We start from the raw sequence: 18680 nt of genomic DNA, 5'->3' as shown, positions 1-18680 counted from the left end.
CGGTTTTATCCATCCACGGAGTGAGCCCATGATCGGCAGCGTCAGCAGTAACTCCAGCTATACCAGCGCCACCAGTGCGGCCTATGCCGCCCGACTCCAGCAGCGTCAGAAAGAGTTGTTCGCCAAGCTCGACACCAATGGCGACGGAACCGTTTCCAAGGACGAGCTGAACAGCGCCCTGGCGAAGAAAAGCGACAGCCGCGTACTGAACAGCCTCAGCCAGCAATTCAGCAGCCTGGACAGCGATAACAGTGGAGGTCTGAGCAGCCAGGAAATGGCCTCCATGACGCCATCGTCCTGCCAAGCCCATAATGATCAGCCGCCCAGCACGGAACTGGCCGACAGCATGCTCAGCCTTCTGGACAGCAACAGTAATGGCAGCATCAGCAGCGATGAGCTGAGCGCGGGCCTGACGAAAGCCGGCAGCACCGCCGACAGCAAGAGCCTGTTCGCCGCGCTGGACACTAACAACGACGGGAGCGTGAGCAAGGACGAGCTGATTGCCGCCCTCACGCCGCCTCAGCCGCCACAACAACTGTCCAGCCAGTCCCTGTTTGGCCAACTCGACACGAATGGTGATGGCAGCATCAGCACCAGCGAACTGAGTAGCGCCCTGGCCGCAACCTCGTCCACCAGCAGCACCGACAATGGTGCGGCCCTGCTCAAGATGCTCGACACGGACAACAGCGGTGGCGTTAGCAGCGACGAATTGAAAGCGGCGCTGCAAACGGGCAGCAGCCAGAACAGCGGCACCATCGATCAAGGCGCAGTAGCCGAGGCGCTGAGCAAATTGATCGTCAGCATGAACCAGCAGTACTCGCAGGCCACAAGCAAAAACCTGAGCGCCGCAGCCTGAGGTTAATCAACGCATAACCTGTGGCGAGGGAGCTTGCTCCCGCTGGGGCGCGAAGCGGCCCTAAAAATGGGACTGCTACGCAGTCCAGCGGGAGCAAGCTCCCTCGCCACAGGTTCAGTATTCGGCTTAACTGATCGGCATTAGGGCAAGCCCCTCACCACAATTGATCAACGCTTTTCTTCAACCCGCCCCTGACTGTTACTCCAGTCGATCAACAGGCTGTACGCCACGGCCAACAAGGTCGGACCGATGAACAAGCCGATAAAGCCAAAGGCGATCAACCCGCCAAACACCCCAAGCAGCACGATCACCAACGGCAAGTTGCCGCCACGGCTGATCAGGTAGGGCTTGAGCACGTTATCGACGCCGCTGATGATAAACGTGCCCCAAATGCCAAGGAACACCGCCAGGCCGTACTCGCCCTTCCAGGCCAGCCAGGCCGTCGCCGGAATCCACACCAACGGCGGGCCCATGGGGATCAGGCTGAGCAGGAACGTGACGATACTCAGCACCAGTGCGCCCGGAATACCGGCGATCAGGAAGCCGATCAGCGCCAGGATCGCCTGGGCAGCGGCAGTGCCGATGACGCCGTTGACCACCCGCTGCACCGTTCCGGCGACCAGCTCGATGTAATAACCGGCACGCTCGCCGATCAGCCGTTCCAGCAGACGGTGAGCAAACATCGCCAACCGTGGGCCGTCGCGATAGAAAAAGAACACGAAAACGATGCTCAAGGTCAGCTCGAGAATCCCTCCGCCGATCTGCGCACTGCGCGCCAGCAACCAGTTGCCGACCTGTCCCAGATAGGGTTTGACCGCCAACAACAGCGCCGCGCCTTGCTGATCAAGGCTGTTCCAGAGTCCAACCAGACGCTCGCCAACCAGGGGTATCCCGGCCAGCCACACCGGTGCCGCCGGCAAGCCGTCAACCTGAACGTCCTTGATGAACACCGTGGCATCGCGCACATGATCGGCCAGGTTAAAACCGAGCCACACCAACGGCACCGCCACCAGCACCATCCAGCCCAGCGTCAGCAACGCCGCTGCGAGGGATTCGTGACCATTGAGCCAGCGAGTCAGCAAGCGCATCAGCGGCCAACTGGCGAACGCCAGCACCGCGCCCCAGAACAGCGCCGACCAAAAGGGCGCCATCACCCAGAAGCTGGCACCGAACAACACCAGGAGCAGGATCTGCACCAACAGGCGATCGTTATTGATCATGAAAAATCTCGAGCAAGGTCAATCAACAAAGAGTAGGCGAACGGCCAATGACACGTTCGCCGAGGGAAAAACTATCGCAGGAACTCGATGTGCAGGCCCGTTGCCGGCACGTTGCCGAGCTCCATCCGCGCCGCACGTACGCCCTGCCCGACCAGCGCCTGACGCCAGGCTTCGGCGTTGGCTCCGGAAACACTGACACGCAAAGTCGTATCGAGGTTCAAGCCGCGCGACAGCAACGTCAGCCAAACCGGTTGCGGCTCCCCCGTCAGCCGCGGCAGGTCCAGCACGCCGGTGTCCTTGAGCTGACGCAACAGGGTCGCCGAGGTCGGCAACAACTCGCCCAATGGCGTGCTGGCTTCGAATTGCTCGACATGCAGATAGGCTTTTCGATTGCCGCGAGTGATGCTGTAAAGCGCCAACAGCGAGTTGTCCTGCGGTGCCGCAAGTCGCAACAGCAGATAAGCCTGTTGATCGTCGGCGCCATAGAGCTTGGCGTTGCCGAACACTTGATTGGCCCACAGGCTGCTTTCGCCGCAATCGCGGGCCTGGCACCAGAACAACAGCTCGGCCCCCTGTTTCTGCAAGGCTTCGCGGGCAGCGGTGAAGGCCTCGGTGGAAGAATGCTCGGGCGGCAACTCGTAGGTCACCGAGGTTACTTTTCCGCGGGCACTGACCTGGCCATCAAAACGTAGCTGGCCGCTGATTTTGCGGATCGAGCCCATGGGGTAGATCCGTTCAAGCTCCGCAACCGGGCGATAGTCGACGATCTGCGCATCGGCCAGACGTGGCACCAGCGGCAAATCGTGACTTCCCGGTACATCGGCGGCAAACACCAGCGAACTGAAACACCCCAGCCCCAACAAACAGATCAAGCGCATGCTGTTCAACCTTGAAGGTACTCTCATCGGATCAGCATGGCCTGAGCGCCTTTGACGACATTCGCGTCGTCGTTACGCGGCGGAATCTGCAAGCCACGCTGCACCGCCGGGCGAGCTTCCATCGCCGCCATCCAGCGTTGCAATGCGGGTAAACCGTCCACCGAAACGCCAGACCACTCATGGCCACGGACCCACGGATAAGTGGCGATGTCAGCAATGCTGTAGTCATCGGCCAGGTACTCGACAGTTTCCAGACGTGTGTTCAGCACTTCATACAAACGCCGGGTTTCATGCTGATAGCGGTCGATGGCGCCCTGGAGCTTTTCCGGGAAGTAACGGAAAAACACGTTAGCCTGGCCCTGCATCGGGCCAATGCCGCCCATCTGGAACATCAGCCACTGGATCGCCACCGAGCGCCCTTTCGGGTCTTTGGGCAGCAGTTTTCCGCTCAGCTCAGCCAGGTAGATGAGAATCGCGCCGGATTCGAACACGGCGAAATCACCGTTATCCCGGTCGACAATCGCCGGAATCCGGCCATTGGGATTGATCTTGAGAAACGCTGGAGCCTTTTGTTCCTTTTTGTCGAAACTCAAGACATGCACCGTGTAGGGCATGCCGAGTTCCTCGAGCACGATAGAGACCTTGTGGCCATTCGGGGTCGCAGCGGTGTAGAGATCTATCATGGTTGTCTCCCATTTCAACCCGCCCAGCCTCGACAGTTGCCCGCTGCAAGTCAAGGAACGGCGAAGAACCGATTGAAACAGTCTGCAACAAGGGCGGCACCGGGCTCGTCATTCAGGTGCAAATGATGGCCGCCAGGCAGCTGTTCACGGCTAAAGGGTAGACGCTCCAGCAATTCTGGATGTTTGGCGAGCATGCCGTCAGCGGCAACCACCAATTGCGCAGGACAACTGATTCGCTGAACGAAGGACATCGCCTGTTCATCGGTCAGGCGCAGTGGCGACGCCAGCGTCAGGCGACTGTCGGTGCGCCAGGTGTAGCCGCCCGGCACCGGCATCAAACCCCGCTGAGCGAGTAATTCGGCAGCTTCACGACTGACCGCGACCAGGCCTTTCATACGGGCCTCGATGGCGCGATCCAGGGTGTGGTAGACCGGTTTGCGCTTTTCTTGCAGGTCAAGTTGCGCTTGCAGGGCCATGCCCATGCGTTCGGCGGCGTTGTCATGAGCGGCAGTAGGCGGAATCACCCCGTCGATCAGCGCCAGGTGCGTCACGCGCTCGGGCAAGGCACCGGCGAGTACCACCGAAACGATTGCACCCAAGGAATGGCCCAGCAGCGCAAACCGCTTCCAGCCCAACTGTTCGGCGACTCGCAACACGTCGTGAGCGTAATCCCACAGCGCGTAACCGGCGCCTAATGGCCGATGCCCGGAATGCCCGTGGCCGGCCATGTCCAGCGCGACAATACGCAGCCCTTCAAGCTTCGGCGCCAGGCGTGCAAAGCTGTTGGCATTATCGAGCCAACCGTGCAAGGCAATCACCGGCAGACCGTCTTCAGGACCGAACAGGTGCGCGGCCAACTCGATGTGCGGCAGGCTCAGGCGGACTTCTTCGACGCTGCTCATGCGCAACTCCGCTCACTGTGCCCTTGCCAACGGCTGAACAGGTTTTTCAGCAACGTCGCGGTGTCTTGCGGGCGCTCAAGGGGAAACATGTGGCCACCGGGCATGGTCAGCGACTCGCCCTGCGGCATACGGCCGACGAAGCTGGCGTGATGGCGCATGACCACCCGGCTCTGCCGGCCACGAACCACCGCCAGCGGTACTTTCAACTGGCGAGGACGACCTGGACTGGTGTGCGGAACACCGCGGTAGATGCTGATCTCGGTGGCCGGATCAAAGCGCAGGCGCAGGCGATCACCGACCTTGTGCAAGCCGTGTTGCAAGTACGCATCGAGGCAGTCCGGATCGAAACCGCGGAACAGGGTTTTACCGGCGAAATAGCGGCGTGCCGATTCCAGATCGGCGAATTCCTCGCGGCGCCCCAATGTGCGGCCGGCCGGGGTCAAGCGGTCGATAAAGCCAAAACGCTTGGCGGCGCGGATAACCCATTGATCGGGGCGGGTCAGCACCGGCGAATCCAGCATCACCACGCCGCGATACAGCTCCGGGCAACGCAAGGCCGCGTGCAGGTGCAAGACGCCACCAAAGGAATGGCCAACGCCCCACACCGGCTCGGGTTGCTGTTTCAGGTGATGGATCAGCTCGTCCACCAGGTTGTACCAGTTATCGTCGGCCGGGAACCGCGGGTCATGGGCGTGCTGCTGCAGATGCGCGACCTGATACTCCGGCGCCAGCGCGGCAAACAACTTGCCGTAGGTGCCTGAAGGAAAGCCATTGGCATGGGCGAAAAAGATCTGCTGCGGCATAACGGCGCGTCCATAAACGAAATCAGGTGTTGATTGTCCGTAAGACGCAAGCCCACAGCAATGACCGTAACTGCCAGGAATGATGACAGTCAGGCCAAGGCTATGGGCAATTCAGGATCGTGCGAGCTGTTGTGGCGAGGGAGCTTGCTCCCGCTGGGGTGCGCAGCGCCCCCAAAACCTTCGCTCGCATATCGACAGACACTCCGCGTCAATCAGGTTTACGACGGCTGCGCCGCCGAGCGGGAGCAAGCTCCCTCGCCACAGTAAACCCTCTCATCACCGAGTCTTACCCGGTAAAAAATCAACGAGCCGGAGGCGTTTCACCCAGTGGCACCACCGCCATGGTCAACCGCGACACGCAACTGGCCTTGCCTTCATCGCTGCTCAAGCGAATATCCCAGACGTGCGTGGTGCGGCCGATGTGGATCGGCTTGGCCACCGCCGTTACCCGACCGCTGCGCAAGCCGCGCAAGTGGTTGGCGTTGATTTCCAGGCCCACGCAATAGAATTTGCTGGCGTCGATGCACAGGAAGCTGGCCATGGAGCCGACGGTTTCGGCCAGTACCACCGAGGCGCCGCCATGCAGCAAACCATAGGGCTGGTGGGTGCGATGGTCGATGACCATGCTGGCGGTCAGCGACTCGTCATCAAACGCCTCGAAGCGTATATCCAGCACTTCGCCGATGGTGTTTTTCTGAATCGCGTTCAACTGTTCAATGTTGGGAGCGGTACGCCACAGAGTCATCGCTGCATCCTTCGTTGGTTTTATTTCAGGTCAATCCTGCCACAGCACGGCTTCGCTGCGCGCACTCCATTCTTCAAACCGCGCGCCATACACGGCCTCGATCACATTGCGCTTGATCTTCAGGGTTGGCGTGAGAAAGCCGTTTTCCACCGCCCAACTGTCTTTGACCACCACCAGTCGGCGCAAGCGTTCGTGTTTGTCGAGGGCGCCATTGACCTCTTCGAGCAAGCTTTCCAGGCTCGACTGCAAGGCATTGCGCGCCACGCTGGCGGCGTCCTGCAAACCCACTGCCGAGAGCACGCAAAGCCCCAGTGGCGCACTCAGGCCGTCACCGACCACACACACCTGCTCGATGCGTGAATGTACCGCCAGACGGTTTTCGATCGGCGCTGGTGCGACGTATTTGCCCTTGCTGGTCTTGAAGATTTCCTTGAGCCGCCCGGTCAGGCGCAAGTTGCCTTCGGCGTCTTGCTCACCCTTGTCACCGGTGCGCAGAAAGCCATCCTCGGTGATCGTCTCGGCGGTTTTCTGCGGCTCCTTGAAATAGCCGAGCATGGTCGCACCACTGCGCACCAGCACCTCGCCCGAGTCCTCGATCCGCACCTCCACCTCCGGGCACGGCTTGCCGATCCAGCCAGGCTTGTTCTGGCCCGGCAGGCAAATATGGGAATAACCGCAGCTTTCGGTCATGCCGTAAACCTCAAGCACCTCCAGCCCAAGGCGCTGGTACCAGTGCAGCAAGGCTTGCGGCACTGGCGCGGCACCCGACAAGGCAATGCGCAAGGCATCCAGCCCCAGACCAGCGAGCACCTTGTGCCCGACCCGCTTGCCGATGATCGGCAAGCCGAGGAGGAAATCCAGGCGTTTTGCCGGAATTTTGCTGTACACGCCCATCTGGAATTTGCTCCAGATGCGTGGCACGCCGAACAGCGCCGTGGGGCGCGCACGCTGCAAATCGGTGAGGAACGTGTCGAGGCTTTCGGCAAAAAAAACCGTTTGCCCGGTATAGATCGACGCCAGCTCGACAAACATCCGCTCGGCGACGTGGCACAGCGGCAGGTACGACAGCAACCGGTCGGACTCATTGAGACCAAACAACTGCGTGCCGTGAGTCGTGGCGAAGCCCAGGTTACCGAAGCTGTGCATCACGCCTTTGGGCAAACCGGTGGTGCCGGAGGTGTAGATGATCGTCGCCAACTGGTCGGCGTCGGGCGTTGGGTCGTCCTGTATCGGTGAGCTGTGTTGCAGATCGGCCCAACTGAAATCAAAGTCACCCGCTGGACACAACGGCAGACTGATGGTCGGCAGATCGGCACTGACGCCTCTGGACATGCCCGGCCAATCGTCCAGCTTGCCAATGAACACCAGCGCGGCTTCGGAATGTTCGAGCACTTGGGCCACTGAATCGGCGGTAAGGTTGGGGTACAACGGAACGGAGACATGCCCGGCCATCCAGATCGCCAGGTCGGCAATGATCCAGTGCGCGCAGTTTTTCGAGATCAGCGCAATGTGGCTGCCTTGAGGCAGCTCCTGGGCGCGTAGCCAGTGAGCGGCGCACCGCGCCTGATAGCCGACGTCGGCCCAGGTCAGCGTCTCGACCTGGCCACCGCCCATCGGCTGTACCAGAAAGCGCTGGCGGGGATGGCGAGCTTCACGCTCGTAGAACACTTGCAGCGGCAAACGAAAAGCGGCGGTCATGCGATGCGCTCCTTTTTGTTCGATGTGGCGGCAAGCGTAGTCCAACCAAGCAGTTGCTTGGTTGGCTATTTCATACAAAAAACAGAAGAACAACACCGTCGCTCTGTGGCGAGGGAGCTTGCTCCCGCTCGGCTGCGAAGCAGTCGTAAAAACGCCCTGACAAACCGAGGTGTCGGTTTTAGGGTCGCTGCGCGCCCCAGCGGGAGCAAGCTCCCTCGCCACAATGATCCGGTGTTACGGGTTCTTGACGCTGTTGAGCGTCATGCCCCCGGCCAACGGCAAATCAGCTTCAAGCTCGGCCAGGCTGGCAGTGCTCATTGGCTGCGGCGCACGCAAATGGCCGTGCTGCAATAAGCCGATCAAGCTCCCCACCAGAGGGTTATGGCTGACCAACAGGACGTTATCCGCCGTGTCGAGCCGATCGACGACAGTCAACGGATTGCTGTCTGGCGCCAGCCAGGTCTCGGTGCGGATCTCCGGCTCAAAACCCAGCACCTCGCGCACCAGTTGCGCAGTCTGCTGCGCCCGCATGTACGGGCTGGCGATGATCGCCTGAATCGGCTGGCCGATCAGTTGCGCGGCACTGCGCAGCACTTCTTCGCGGCCATGTGCAGTCAGCTCCCGTTCAGCATCGCTACGGGCGTGAGACTCGGCTTGACCGTGACGCAACACCCAGAGTTTCATAGTTTTGGCTCCTCATCACGGGCCGGATGCGGCGCGGGCGGTACAGCGTGGGGGGCCTCGCCTTCCGGTGCACGCGGTGTCGGCCAATCGGCGAATGGCCAAGGTTTCTGGTCGCTGTGAAAACTGCCGAAGCGGCCGATCTGCGCCAGAAACTGGCTGAGGCTGTCACCGAAGTTCATCAGGCCGGCGTTCGGTGCCCCATAGATCAACCGATAGATGAGCTGCACCAGCACCACGGCGCCGAGGATCAATTGCGCGACTTGCCAGACCAGCACATACACCAGCATCCACAGCACGCGCAGGAGGATGGATTCGTACTTGGCTGCTACTTTTGGATCGTTCATGTCTCGCTCCCTGCCTCTGTAAATTGAGTACTCAGTTGAAACCGCTGGTGGAGATGAAATCGACATCGGTTTTTGGCTCGCCGCGCATCAACAGCTCAATAACCTGATTGAGTGTGCGTCCTTCAAACAGGATCGCATGCAAACCGGCGACCAACGGCATATAAACCCCGACTTCCTGGGCCTTGGCCTTGAGTACCTTGAGGGTGTTGACGCCTTCGGCGACTTCACCAAGGCTGGTCACCGCCTCTTCCAGGCTCATGCCCTGGCCAAGGGCAAAACCGACCTGATAGTTGCGGCTTTTCGGTGACGAGCAGGTGACGATCAAATCGCCCACCCCGGCCAGCCCCAGGAACGTCATCGGGTTGGCCCCCTGATTCACCGCAAAGCGGGTCATTTCCGCCAATGCCCGGGTGATCAACATGCTCTTGGTGTTTTCGCCCATGCCCAACGCCACTGCCATGCCGGCGATGATCGCGTAGACGTTTTTCAGTGCCCCGCCCAGTTCCACACCATAACGGTCGGCACTGGCGTACACGCGAAAGGTCCGACCGTGCAATGCCGCCTGAACCCGCTGACAGAGCTCTTCGTCTTCACTGGCGACCACTGTGGCGGTCAGCGCGTGTTCGGCCACTTCACGGGCCAGGTTTGGTCCGGACAGCACGCCGATGCGCGCTTGTGGGGCGATTTCCTGAAGAATTTCGCTCATCAGCTTGAAGGTGTGGGCCTCGATGCCTTTGGTCAGGCTCACCAGCAACTTGCCGCTCAGACGCTCGGCATAGGGTGCGAGCACCGAACGCAGGGCGTTGGAAGGCAGTGCGACGAAACACAGGTCACACTCATTGAGGGTAGCAAGCAAGTCGGTGACCGGCTCCACCGCAGGGTGAACCTTGATGCCCTTGAGGTAGCGTGGATTCTCGCGGTTGACCCGAATGGCCTCGGCCTGTTCAGGGTCGCGCATCCACTGCCGGACCTGATGACCGTTCTCGGCCAACAAATTAGCCACGGCGGTACCAAAACTTCCGCCTCCCAGGACCGCAATCGGGCGCTGTTCAGTCATATGCAATCCGTTAATCCATACCAGTGGCGATAGCCGCATTATACGGGGCGGTCCAGCGTCGGCCAGCCCCTCTATCAATTAGCGGCACTTGTAGGAAGCAGACCTGCAAAACCTGAGAAAATGCCGGCATCGTGACTGGAAAACTCAAACAGCTCGGTTAACATGCGCGGCAACTAACCGCTATCAAGGCTGTACCGTGTCTGTTGGCCCTCCTCACCTTCGCTCCTCGCTGGTTCTGGCGCTGATGCTCTGCGACCCGCTGTTGGCCGATGACCTGTTTCTCGACAACACCGCGCTGCCCCAGGTTTTGACCGCCACCCGACTCAAACAGTCGCCGGCCGCCGTGCCCGGGAGCATGACGGTAATCGACAGCGAACTGATCAAGGCCAGCGGCGCCCGCGACATCAGCGAATTGCTGCGGCTGGTGCCGGGGATGATGGTCGGTAATGTCAGCGGCAACCAGGCTGCGGTGAACTATCACGGCACCAACGCCAGCGAAGCGCGACGCATGCAAGTGTTGATCGACGGCCGTTCGGTGTACCGCGCAGGTCTTGCGACCGTGGACTGGAGTGACATTCCGGTAGCCATGGAAGACATCGAGCACATCGAGGTGTTCCGTGGCCCGAACACCGTCAGCTATGGCGCCAACGCGCTGATGGCGGTGGTTAACATCATCACCCGCGCACCGGCCAACAGCCACGGCACTCGGCTGAAAGTCACTCGCGGTGAACGCGGGATCAACGACTGGTACGCCAGCCAGGGCACCGGTTGGGAAACCGGCGACCTGCGATTGTCGCTGTCCGGCCAGGAAGACCACGGTTTCGACTCGAACCGTCTGGGAGCGGACTACCGCGACAGTCGCCGCTTGAACCGCGTCAACCTGGCCGTCAGCCAGACGCTCAATGAGCAGCAAAGCATCGATTGGCAACTGAATGCCAAAGACGGCACCAACCAGCGGCCTTATACCTACCGCCCGGTGTTTTCCGGGATTACCTCGGCGGGCGACAACTCTGACGTGATCGCCAAGGATTACGCCGGTTCGTTGCGCTGGAACCTGGAGCTCAACCCGGATCACAGCCTTTACGTCCAGGGTTCGGCGCAGCACTGGGATCGCCAGCAGGTCTGGCGCGCCTGCGATGCCGAAGTGTCGTTCAGCCCGCAGCTCACCCAACTCTGGCAGCTCGATCCCAACTATGCCGAGCGCCTGGCGCGGCACATGGAAAGCTATACCGGCACCGGTGCACCGCACGGCACGCCGGCCGAGCAGGCACTGGCCAACCAGGTGCTCGATCAATGGAAAGGTGGCGCCAAACGCACCGTCTGCGGTGACATCGACCAGAGCGCCCGCGAGTCGCGCTACGACTTGGAATTGCAGGACACCCTGAGCCTCTCCGACAGCCTGCGGCTGGTCAGCGGCATGAACTATCGATACGACCGGGCCGACTCCGAAACGTACTTCAATGGCACCCTCGATGACTCCATCTGGCGGTTGTTCGGCCAACTGGAGTGGCGTGCCAGCGAGCACTGGCTGTTGCAAGGCGGTGCGATGTACGAAAAAACCGAATTGGTCGGCGACTCGCTAACCCCGCGCGTGGCAATCAATTACCTGATCAACCCGCGCCACGGTCTGCGCGCGGTGTATTCGGAGGCCATCCGCTCGCCCGACATGTTCGAGAACAACGTCAACTGGAGCTATCAGGTGACCAACCTCAGCCCCGGCGCCTACGGTCAATCCAGTGCCCGTTACTTCGTCAAGACCCGTGGCCCCGGCAACCTCGATCAAGAACACATGCGTTCGCGGGAACTGGGGTATAACGGCTTCTTCGCTGACCTTGGGCTGAACGTCGACGTGAAACTGTTCTACGACGAAATCACCGACATGATCAGCGAGCCGCTGCGCAACAATCAGTACATCGCCAGCAACAGCAATGCCTCGCGCTTCAGCGGCGCGGAAACCCAGCTTGACTGGCGCGTCGGCGCCGCCGACCGGCTGCGCCTGACCTACGCCTATGTCGATGCCACGGCCAGTAACCCTCTGGACGAACAATTCAGCGCACGCAACAGCGGCTCCGCCGGTTGGCTACGCGATTGGGGCAATGGCTGGAACAGTGCACTGTTCTACTATGGCGACGACGCACTGAATGGCTACCGCTTCGAACGTATCGACACGCGCATCGCCAAACGTATTGCGCTGGGCAAGGCCAATCTCGAACTGGCCGGTATCCTGCAACAACGCCTCGACAGCCAGCCGACCACCTTCGTCGACAACAACTACGACTCGCGCCATGCGCTCTACTTCAGCGCCGAGTTAGAGTTCTGACATGGGCCTCAACCAGACACGTACCCGCTCCCCCCGAAGCCGCCGGCCTTGGGTTTGGGGACTGTTGCTTGTCTGCCTGGGCAGTTTGCCCGTGCGTGCTGCCGACGTGTTGCTGACCGGTGCCGAGGACAGTCCCGGCGTGCAGGCCTTTACCCGCGCCCTGGCCGAGCAGCGACCCGAAGACACGGTGCGCTTCGCACGCCTTACCGACCTCCCCGCGCCGTCCCGGCTACCCGACGCGACCCGACTGATCCTGCTTGACCTGCCGAGCCTCGACTGGCGCCTGCAAGACAGCGAAGGGCCGGCGACTCTGGTGCTGCGCATCAGCCGCCTGCAAGCCAGTCAGCGCCTGGGTAATGCCCTGCCCCTGCACCTGAGCCTGCTATGGAGTGATCCACCGCCGGGCCGCCAACTTCAGCTGATCCAGGCCCTGTTGCCGCAAGTCCGACGGGTCGGCGTGCTGTACGGGATGAACAGCGAATTTCTGCTCAAGGAACTGCACCACGCCGCGCACCGGCTGGGGCTGGAAATCGTCGCCGAACATTGGGACAACACCAATGACAGCCGGCCTCTGCAAACCCTGTTGAAGAACAGCGACGTACTGTTGGGGCTCGACGACCCTGACCTGTACAACCCGAAAACCGCCAAGAATCTGCTGCTCAGCAGCTATGCCCGACAGCTTGCGTTGATCGGCCCCAGCGCCGGGTTCGTCAAGGCCGGCAGCCTGGCCAGCACCTACAGCGATCAGGGCGATTGGCTGGCCGTTCTGGATAACTTGCTTGACCATCCACCGGCCAACTGGCCGCGCACCCTCTATCCGCAGCGCTTCAAGGTATTAAGTAACCCGCAAGTCGCTCGTTCCTTAGGCATAGAACAAATTGACCCCACGGCTGTTGCAACACAGTTGGCCGAAGGAGAAAACCGCCCATGAACCTGCGTCGCCATTGGGGCATCAATACCCGCACCCAGATCATCAGCCTCGGCCCGGCGCTGCTGCTGACGTTGCTGCTGATCAGCTTCTTTACCGTCGTGCGAATTCAGGATTTACGCCAGGAGCTCAACCACACCGGCCAACTGATCGCCAATCAACTGGCCCCGGCCACCGAATACGGGGTGATCTCCGGCAACAATGAGGTGCTCGAAAGCCTGATGAAAGCCTCGCTGACAACGCCGCACGTGCGTTTTCTCGAGGTGCAGGACAACGCCAACAAGGTCTTGGTGCACGTCGAGCAGCCCTCAGAAAACCGCCAGAGCTCGCAACAGATCGAAGTGTTTCAAGCACCGGTGCGCTTGCAACGGATCAGGCTCAGCGACGATTTCCTGCAGGGGCCGCCACCGGCAATCGGTCCTTCCGAAGACTATCTGGGGCGTGTCGTCGTCGGCATGTCCAACGATGCCTTCAGCCAGCGGCAACAGGAGATCCTGCTCAAGGCCGCGATCCTCGCACTGTTCGCCCTGCTCTTTACCTTCCTGCTGGCGCGGCGCCTGGCCGCCAGCCTGTCGGAACCCATCAGCGCCATGGGCAATGCGGTGAAAGCGATTCAGCAAGGCGACTACAAAAAGCCGCTGCCGATCGTCGACGATTCAGAACTGGGCGACCTGTCGCGCCACATCAACAACCTCGCCGATGGCCTTGAGCTCGCCAGCCGCGAGCAGCATCAGGCCATGGCGCAACTGATCCAGACTCGCGAAGAAGCGGAAAAGGCCAACAGCGCCAAGTCCGACTTCCTGGCGATGATGAGCCATGAATTGCGCACACCGATGAATGGTGTGCTGGGCATGCTGCAACTGCTCGAAACCACCAACATGACCGAGGAGCAGATCGAGTACGCCGCGCTGGCGTCGGAGTCTACCGAGCACTTGCTCAAGGTCATCAACGACATTCTCGACTTCTCGCGTATCGAACGCTCGGCCCTGGAACTGGAGCACATCCCGTTCAACCTCGCCGAGCTGATCAACAGCTGCGCCCAGGCTTTCCAGCACAGCGCGATGCAACGCGGCCTGAGCCTGGAGCTGCAGATCCCGGACGACATGCAAGCCTTGCAGGTACAGGGCGACCCGACGCGGATCCGGCAGATCCTGGTCAACCTGATCGGCAATGCCTTGAAGTTCACCGAGAAAGGCCGGGTAACGATCGAGCCGCAGTGGCAATCGCTGGACCACGAACTGCTGTGGTTCACCTGCACCGTGCGCGATAGCGGGATTGGCATTTCGGCCGAAAGCCTGGAGTTGATGTTCAACGCCTTCCAGCAGGCTGACAGCTCGATCTCCCGACGTTACGGCGGCACCGGCCTGGGCCTGCCGATTGCGCGCACGCTGGCCGAGCGGATGGGCGGCACACTGCGTGCCCAGAGCGAGGAAAGCCGAGGCTCGGTATTCACCCTGGAAATTCCGCTGGCGCGGTCCAGGCAGACACCACCGGCCCTGGCACCGCGCACGCCTGCCGGCAACGACCACGGCGAGGGGCGCAATGTGCTGCTGGTGGAGGACAATCCGGTGAATCAGACCGTCATCGAAGCTATGCTGCGCAGTCTGGGCTTTACTGTCAGCGTCGCCACCGATGGAGCGCAGGCGGTACGCAGTGCCGAGAGCCTGATTTTCGAAGTAATTTTGATGGATTGCCGGCTGCCGGTCATCGATGGTTACGAAGCCACCCGGCAGATCCGTCAATTGCCCGGCTGCACGGACCTGCCCATTATCGCCCTGACCGCCAACGCGCTGCAGGGTGACCGCGAGGCCTGCCTGTCGGCGGGGATGAACGATTATCTGGCCAAACCTTTCAAACGCGCTGATCTGCAGCAAATTCTGCAACGTTGGGTACGGTAGTGGGGAGTGATCCTCCATCTGCGACTGGCGTGAAAGGCGAAAGTGCGGCAGTCTTAGGCACCTTGACAGCTCGGAATCGGGCTTGAAAAATAATTTCAGTGCACAAGTGTACATTCATGTCCCTTGTGCTGTGACTTTCACCACAACGCAATAGTCTATGAGTAGGCTGCCGGTTCGAAGCATGAACGCTTCGATCGGCCGGGAAGATTTGCCCCACCTGCCGCATGGGACTATTGAGGAGCTCGCATGACCAAACAAAACGCCTTTACCCGGGAAGACCTGCTGCGCTGCAGTCGCGGTGAGCTGTTCGGCCCTGGTAACGCGCAACTGCCCGCCCCGAACATGCTGATGGTGGATCGCATCACTCATATCAGCGAAGAGGGTGGCAAGTACGGCAAAGGTGAATTGGTCGCCGAGCTGGATATCACTCCGGACCTGTGGTTCTTCGCCTGCCACTTCGAAGGTGACCCGGTGATGCCAGGCTGCCTGGGCCTCGATGCCATGTGGCAGCTGGTCGGTTTCTTCCTCGGCTGGCAAGGCCTGCCGGGCCGCGGCCGCGCCCTGGGTTCGGGCGAAGTGAAATTCTTTGGCCAGGTTCTGCCGACCGCTAAAAAAGTCACTTACAACATTCAGATCAAACGCGTCCTGAAGGGCAAACTGAACCTGGCCATCGCCGATGGTTCGGTCAGCGTCGACGGCCGCGAGATCTACACCGCCGAAGGCCTTCGGGTCGGCGTATTCACATCCACTGACAACTTCTAAGGGTTATCCGCATGCGCCGCGTCGTTATCACTGGTCTGGGCATCGTTTCGTGCCTGGGCAATGACAAAGAGACCGTCTCCGCTAACCTGCGTGCAAGCCGCCCTGGCATCCGGTTCAACCCGGAATATGCCGAAATGGGTCTGCGTAGCCAGGTTTCCGGCTCCATTGACCTGCCACTCGAAGAGTTGATCGATCGCAAGATCTATCGCTTCGTCGGCCACGCGGCGGCTTACGCCTACCTGGCCATGAAAGACGCCATTGCTGACTCCGGCCTGACCGAAGAGCAGGTTTCCAACCCGCGCACCGGCCTGATCGCCGGTTCCGGTGGCGCATCGACCCTGAACCAGATGGAAGCGCTGGACATCCTGCGCGAGAAAGGCGTCAAGCGCGTCGGCCCGTACCGTGTCACGCGGACCATGGGCAGCACGGTTTCCGCCTGCCTGGCCACGCCGTTCAAGATCAAGGGCGTGAACTACTCGATTTCCTCTGCCTGCGCCACCAGTGCTCACTGCATCGGTACTGCGGTCGAGCAGATCCAGCTGGGCAAGCAGGACATCGTATTCGCCGGCGGCGGTGAAGAAGAGCATTGGAGCCAATCGTTCCTGTTCGACGCCATGGGCGCGCTGTCCACCCAGTACAACGACACCCCGGAAAAAGCCTCCCGCGCCTACGACGCCAAGCGTGACGGATTTGTCATCGCTGGCGGTGGCGGCATGGTGGTGGTCGAGGAGCTGGAACACGCCTTGGCCCGTGGTGCGAAAATCTACGCGGAAATCGTCGGCTACGGCGCAACCTCCGACGGCTACGACATGGTCGCTCCAAGCGGCGAAGGCGCCATCCGCTGCATGCAGATGGCCATGTCCACCGTCGACACGCCGATCGACTACCTGAACACCCACGGCACTTCGACTCCGGTTGGCGACTCCAAGGAAATGGAAGGCGTGCGTGCCGTGTTCGGCGACAAGGCTCCGGCGATCAGCTCCACCAAGAGCCTGTCGGGTCACTCCCTGGGCGCCGCCGGCGTTCACGAAGCGATCTACTGCCTGCTGATGATGGAAGGCAACTTCATGGCAGGTTCTGCCAACATCGACGATCTGGATCCGGAAGTGGCTGACATGCCAATCCTGACCAAGACTCGCGAAGACGCCACCATCAACACCGTGATGAGCAACAGCTTCGGCTTCGGTGGCACCAACGCCACTCTGGTCCTGAAGCGCTGGCAGGGCAAGTAAGCCCCGCTGCTACACCGCACATAAAAACGCCCCGACTGGTTCGGGGCGTTTTTTTTGGGTGATCGATAAACCACTGGAACGCATGAATCGCCAGATGCTCTATAACTGCAAGGTCTTTTCCTGAAGCGCACGCTTTCCTACTGCCCACGAGGTTTGTCATGACCATTACCGTCAATACCGAATCCAGCGAAGGTTTTCGTCACAGCATCCAGATCGACGACCATCAACTCTTCGCCGACGTGCCCAAAGCCTTCGGCGGCGAAGGCTCCGCGCCAGAGCCCCACGATTACTTCGATGCTGCGCTGGGAGCCTGCAAGGCACTGACCCTCAAGCTCTACGCACAGAAGAAGGAAATCCCGCTGACCGGCGTCACGGTCGAGGTCAAGCGCGACAACAGCCAGGAGCAGAAAGGCAAATACGCCCTGCATGTCAAACTGACCCTCAAAGGCGTACTCACCGACGCCCAGCGTGAAGAGTTGTATCGCGTGGCCGACCGCTGCCCAGTGCACAAGCTGATGACCACCAGCGAAGTGACCATCGAGACTCACCTGTCTGAAGGCGCCTTCAGCCAATAGCGGCAAACACAGGCTGTGCGGGTTATGCTCAGCGGCATCACTCGTACAGCCTGGAATGCACCATGATCAGTCCGCTCGTGATCCGCCCACGCACTGAAGATGTCGAAGGCCAACCGATCCTGCGCCCGCTACCGTCGGCCCAATGCCGCAGCGTCGGGCCTTTCGTGTTTTTCGATCACATGCTTGAAACCCGCTACCCGGCCGGCCGTGGCATGAACATCCGCCAGCATCCGCACATCGGCCTGTCCACCCTCACCTACCTGTTCGAAGGCGAACTCCAGCACAAGGACAGCCTGGGCTCTGACCAGATCGTGAAACCGGGTGACGTCAGCTGGATGACCGCAGGCAGTGCGATTGCTCACGTCGAACGCACACCGAAAGCGCTGTGGGATACCGACTTCAAGATGCACGGCCTGCAAATCTGGCTGGCCTCCCCCAAAGCGCACGAACAAGGCCCCGGACATTACAGCCATCACCCGGCCGCCAGCCTGCCGGTCAGCGATAACCTCGGGGTGAAGATCAGGATGATTGCCGGCAAAGGCTTTTGCCTGGAGTCACCGGTGCCGGTGCTTTCCCCTACGCTGTACGCAGAGCTTGAGCTGAAAACGGCGACGACCTTGCTGATCCCCACCGAGCATGAAGAACGTGCGCTGTACGTGCTGGACGGTGATGCCCAGCTCAATGGCGAGCCGCTTGAACCGCACTCGCTGGTGGTGCTGCCTGCCGGGGAAGAAATGGACCTGTTCGCCGAAAGCGATTGCCACGTCATGCTGTTTGGCGGCGCCCCCATGGACGGGCCGCGCCGGATCAACTGGAACTTCGTCGCCAGCGATCCTGCGGTGATCGATGAGGCCCGCCGACGCTGGGCGGCCAGGGATTGGCCGACTGTGCCGGGCGAGAGCGAGCGGATCGAGTTACCTGCAAAACCAGCTGCACCGACACCTCTGTAACTGATCGTTCCCACGCTCCGCGTCACATTCAAGAGCGGACGCGGAGCGTCCATTGAGGCATTCCCACGCGGAGTGATCTGACCCCAAAAAGCTGGACGTTTACATGTCTATGCCTGAGCGGCCTGAGTTCTGTATTCAACAGGAC

At 60.8% G+C, this 18680-nt stretch carries 18 protein-coding genes; 8 read left to right on the top strand and 10 right to left on the bottom strand.

Annotated elements, in window-relative coordinates:
• Positions 1–28 precede the first annotated feature (28 nt).
• Positions 29–856 (top strand): XopAW family type III secretion system calcium-binding effector, encoded by an 828-nt coding sequence (gene xopAW / locus KRR23_RS15240; protein WP_216743192.1) that lies wholly within the window; start codon positions 29–31, stop codon positions 854–856.
• Positions 857–1023: 167 nt separating this feature from the next.
• Here xopAW and KRR23_RS15235 read toward each other — a convergent pair whose 3' ends face one another.
• The 10 genes from KRR23_RS15235 to KRR23_RS15190 all read right to left on the bottom strand — a co-directional run bounded on the left by KRR23_RS15235 (position 1024) and on the right by KRR23_RS15190 (position 9870).
• The gene (locus KRR23_RS15235; protein WP_216743191.1) at positions 1024–2076 is read right to left on the bottom strand and encodes an AI-2E family transporter; all 1053 of its coding nucleotides are present in this window, start codon (positions 2074–2076) and stop codon (positions 1024–1026) included.
• Between the two features lie 71 nt (positions 2077–2147).
• Positions 2148–2954 carry a DUF4892 domain-containing protein gene (locus KRR23_RS15230; protein ID WP_216743190.1) on the bottom strand — a complete coding sequence of 269 codons (807 nt, stop codon included), beginning with the start codon at positions 2952–2954 and terminating at the stop codon, positions 2148–2150.
• A 23-nt stretch (positions 2955–2977) separates the two neighbouring features.
• Positions 2978–3637 carry a glutathione S-transferase family protein gene (locus tag KRR23_RS15225; protein WP_145014785.1) on the bottom strand — a complete coding sequence of 220 codons (660 nt, stop codon included), beginning with the start codon at positions 3635–3637 and terminating at the stop codon, positions 2978–2980.
• 50 nt (positions 3638–3687) lie between these two features.
• Positions 3688–4539 (bottom strand): alpha/beta hydrolase, encoded by an 852-nt coding sequence (locus KRR23_RS15220; RefSeq protein ID WP_216743189.1) that lies wholly within the window; start codon positions 4537–4539, stop codon positions 3688–3690.
• Positions 4536–5342 (bottom strand): alpha/beta fold hydrolase, encoded by an 807-nt coding sequence (locus tag KRR23_RS15215; protein ID WP_216743188.1) that lies wholly within the window; start codon positions 5340–5342, stop codon positions 4536–4538. The genes KRR23_RS15220 and KRR23_RS15215 overlap by 4 nt, the downstream gene beginning before the upstream one ends.
• Positions 5343–5643: 301 nt before the next feature.
• Positions 5644–6087 (bottom strand): hotdog fold thioesterase, encoded by a 444-nt coding sequence (locus KRR23_RS15210; protein ID WP_071551202.1) that lies wholly within the window; start codon positions 6085–6087, stop codon positions 5644–5646.
• Between the two features lie 30 nt (positions 6088–6117).
• Complete coding sequence (locus tag KRR23_RS15205; RefSeq protein WP_216743187.1) at positions 6118–7785, bottom strand: AMP-binding protein; 1668 nt, start codon at positions 7783–7785, stop codon at positions 6118–6120.
• 234 nt (positions 7786–8019) lie between these two features.
• Positions 8020–8469, bottom strand: coding sequence for a phosphohistidine phosphatase SixA (gene sixA, locus KRR23_RS15200; protein ID WP_216743186.1), 450 nt, complete (start codon positions 8467–8469; stop codon positions 8020–8022).
• Positions 8466–8813, bottom strand: coding sequence for a DUF4389 domain-containing protein (locus KRR23_RS15195; RefSeq protein WP_054593407.1), 348 nt, complete (start codon positions 8811–8813; stop codon positions 8466–8468). Before KRR23_RS15195 ends, sixA begins: the two co-directional genes overlap by 4 nt.
• A gap of 31 nt (positions 8814–8844) precedes the next feature.
• Positions 8845–9870, bottom strand: a complete 1026-nt coding sequence (locus KRR23_RS15190; RefSeq protein ID WP_054593408.1) for an NAD(P)H-dependent glycerol-3-phosphate dehydrogenase — start codon at positions 9868–9870, stop codon at positions 8845–8847.
• A gap of 196 nt (positions 9871–10066) precedes the next feature.
• Here KRR23_RS15190 and KRR23_RS15185 point away from each other — a divergent pair, with 196 nt between their 5' ends.
• From KRR23_RS15185 to KRR23_RS15155, 7 genes are all read left to right on the top strand, one after another.
• A complete protein-coding gene (locus KRR23_RS15185) occupies positions 10067–12190 on the top strand; it encodes a TonB-dependent receptor (RefSeq protein WP_216743185.1) in 2124 nt (707 codons plus the stop codon).
• 1 nt (position 12191) lies between these two features.
• Entirely contained in the window at positions 12192–13121 is a 930-nt protein-coding gene (locus KRR23_RS15180; protein ID WP_216743184.1) for an ABC transporter substrate-binding protein, read from the top strand.
• Positions 13118–15016 (top strand): ATP-binding protein, encoded by a 1899-nt coding sequence (locus KRR23_RS15175; protein ID WP_216743183.1) that lies wholly within the window; start codon positions 13118–13120, stop codon positions 15014–15016. Before KRR23_RS15180 ends, KRR23_RS15175 begins: the two co-directional genes overlap by 4 nt.
• Before the next feature lie 246 nt (positions 15017–15262).
• Positions 15263–15778 (top strand): 3-hydroxyacyl-[acyl-carrier-protein] dehydratase FabA, encoded by a 516-nt coding sequence (gene fabA, locus KRR23_RS15170; protein WP_010211704.1) that lies wholly within the window; start codon positions 15263–15265, stop codon positions 15776–15778.
• Positions 15779–15789: 11 nt separating this feature from the next.
• The gene (gene fabB, locus KRR23_RS15165; RefSeq protein WP_216743182.1) at positions 15790–17010 is read left to right on the top strand and encodes a beta-ketoacyl-ACP synthase I; all 1221 of its coding nucleotides are present in this window, start codon (positions 15790–15792) and stop codon (positions 17008–17010) included.
• A 158-nt stretch (positions 17011–17168) separates the two neighbouring features.
• The gene (locus KRR23_RS15160; RefSeq protein ID WP_216743181.1) at positions 17169–17585 is read left to right on the top strand and encodes an OsmC family protein; all 417 of its coding nucleotides are present in this window, start codon (positions 17169–17171) and stop codon (positions 17583–17585) included.
• A gap of 62 nt (positions 17586–17647) precedes the next feature.
• Positions 17648–18535 (top strand): pirin family protein, encoded by an 888-nt coding sequence (locus KRR23_RS15155; RefSeq protein WP_216743180.1) that lies wholly within the window; start codon positions 17648–17650, stop codon positions 18533–18535.
• The last annotated feature ends 145 nt before the right edge of the window (positions 18536–18680 follow it).

Source organism: Pseudomonas sp. CVAP#3 (assembly GCF_018986375.1).
In the GTDB taxonomy this organism is placed as follows: Bacteria; Pseudomonadota; Gammaproteobacteria; order Pseudomonadales; family Pseudomonadaceae; genus Aquipseudomonas; species Aquipseudomonas helvetica.
This window is presented reverse-complemented; position numbering and strand designations above follow the sequence as displayed.

Bases quoted from the DNA above. Each gene is read 5' to 3' on its own strand.
- xopAW (WP_216743192.1), top strand. From the start codon at position 29: ATGATCGGCAGCGTCAGCAGTAACTCCAGCTATACCAGCGCCACCAGT.
- KRR23_RS15235 (WP_216743191.1), bottom strand. From the start codon at position 2,076: ATGATCAATAACGATCGCCTGTTGGTGCAGATCCTGCTCCTGGTGTTG.
- KRR23_RS15230 (WP_216743190.1), bottom strand. From the start codon at position 2,954: ATGCGCTTGATCTGTTTGTTGGGGCTGGGGTGTTTCAGTTCGCTGGTG.
- KRR23_RS15225 (WP_145014785.1), bottom strand. From the start codon at position 3,637: ATGATAGATCTCTACACCGCTGCGACCCCGAATGGCCACAAGGTCTCT.
- KRR23_RS15220 (WP_216743189.1), bottom strand. From the start codon at position 4,539: ATGAGCAGCGTCGAAGAAGTCCGCCTGAGCCTGCCGCACATCGAGTTG.
- KRR23_RS15215 (WP_216743188.1), bottom strand. From the start codon at position 5,342: ATGCCGCAGCAGATCTTTTTCGCCCATGCCAATGGCTTTCCTTCAGGC.
- KRR23_RS15210 (WP_071551202.1), bottom strand. From the start codon at position 6,087: ATGACTCTGTGGCGTACCGCTCCCAACATTGAACAGTTGAACGCGATT.
- KRR23_RS15205 (WP_216743187.1), bottom strand. From the start codon at position 7,785: ATGACCGCCGCTTTTCGTTTGCCGCTGCAAGTGTTCTACGAGCGTGAA.
- sixA (WP_216743186.1), bottom strand. From the start codon at position 8,469: ATGAAACTCTGGGTGTTGCGTCACGGTCAAGCCGAGTCTCACGCCCGT.
- KRR23_RS15195 (WP_054593407.1), bottom strand. From the start codon at position 8,813: ATGAACGATCCAAAAGTAGCAGCCAAGTACGAATCCATCCTCCTGCGC.
- KRR23_RS15190 (WP_054593408.1), bottom strand. From the start codon at position 9,870: ATGACTGAACAGCGCCCGATTGCGGTCCTGGGAGGCGGAAGTTTTGGT.
- KRR23_RS15180 (WP_216743184.1), top strand. From the start codon at position 12,192: ATGGGCCTCAACCAGACACGTACCCGCTCCCCCCGAAGCCGCCGGCCT.
- KRR23_RS15175 (WP_216743183.1), top strand. From the start codon at position 13,118: ATGAACCTGCGTCGCCATTGGGGCATCAATACCCGCACCCAGATCATC.
- fabA (WP_010211704.1), top strand. From the start codon at position 15,263: ATGACCAAACAAAACGCCTTTACCCGGGAAGACCTGCTGCGCTGCAGT.
- fabB (WP_216743182.1), top strand. From the start codon at position 15,790: ATGCGCCGCGTCGTTATCACTGGTCTGGGCATCGTTTCGTGCCTGGGC.
- KRR23_RS15160 (WP_216743181.1), top strand. From the start codon at position 17,169: ATGACCATTACCGTCAATACCGAATCCAGCGAAGGTTTTCGTCACAGC.
- KRR23_RS15155 (WP_216743180.1), top strand. From the start codon at position 17,648: ATGATCAGTCCGCTCGTGATCCGCCCACGCACTGAAGATGTCGAAGGC.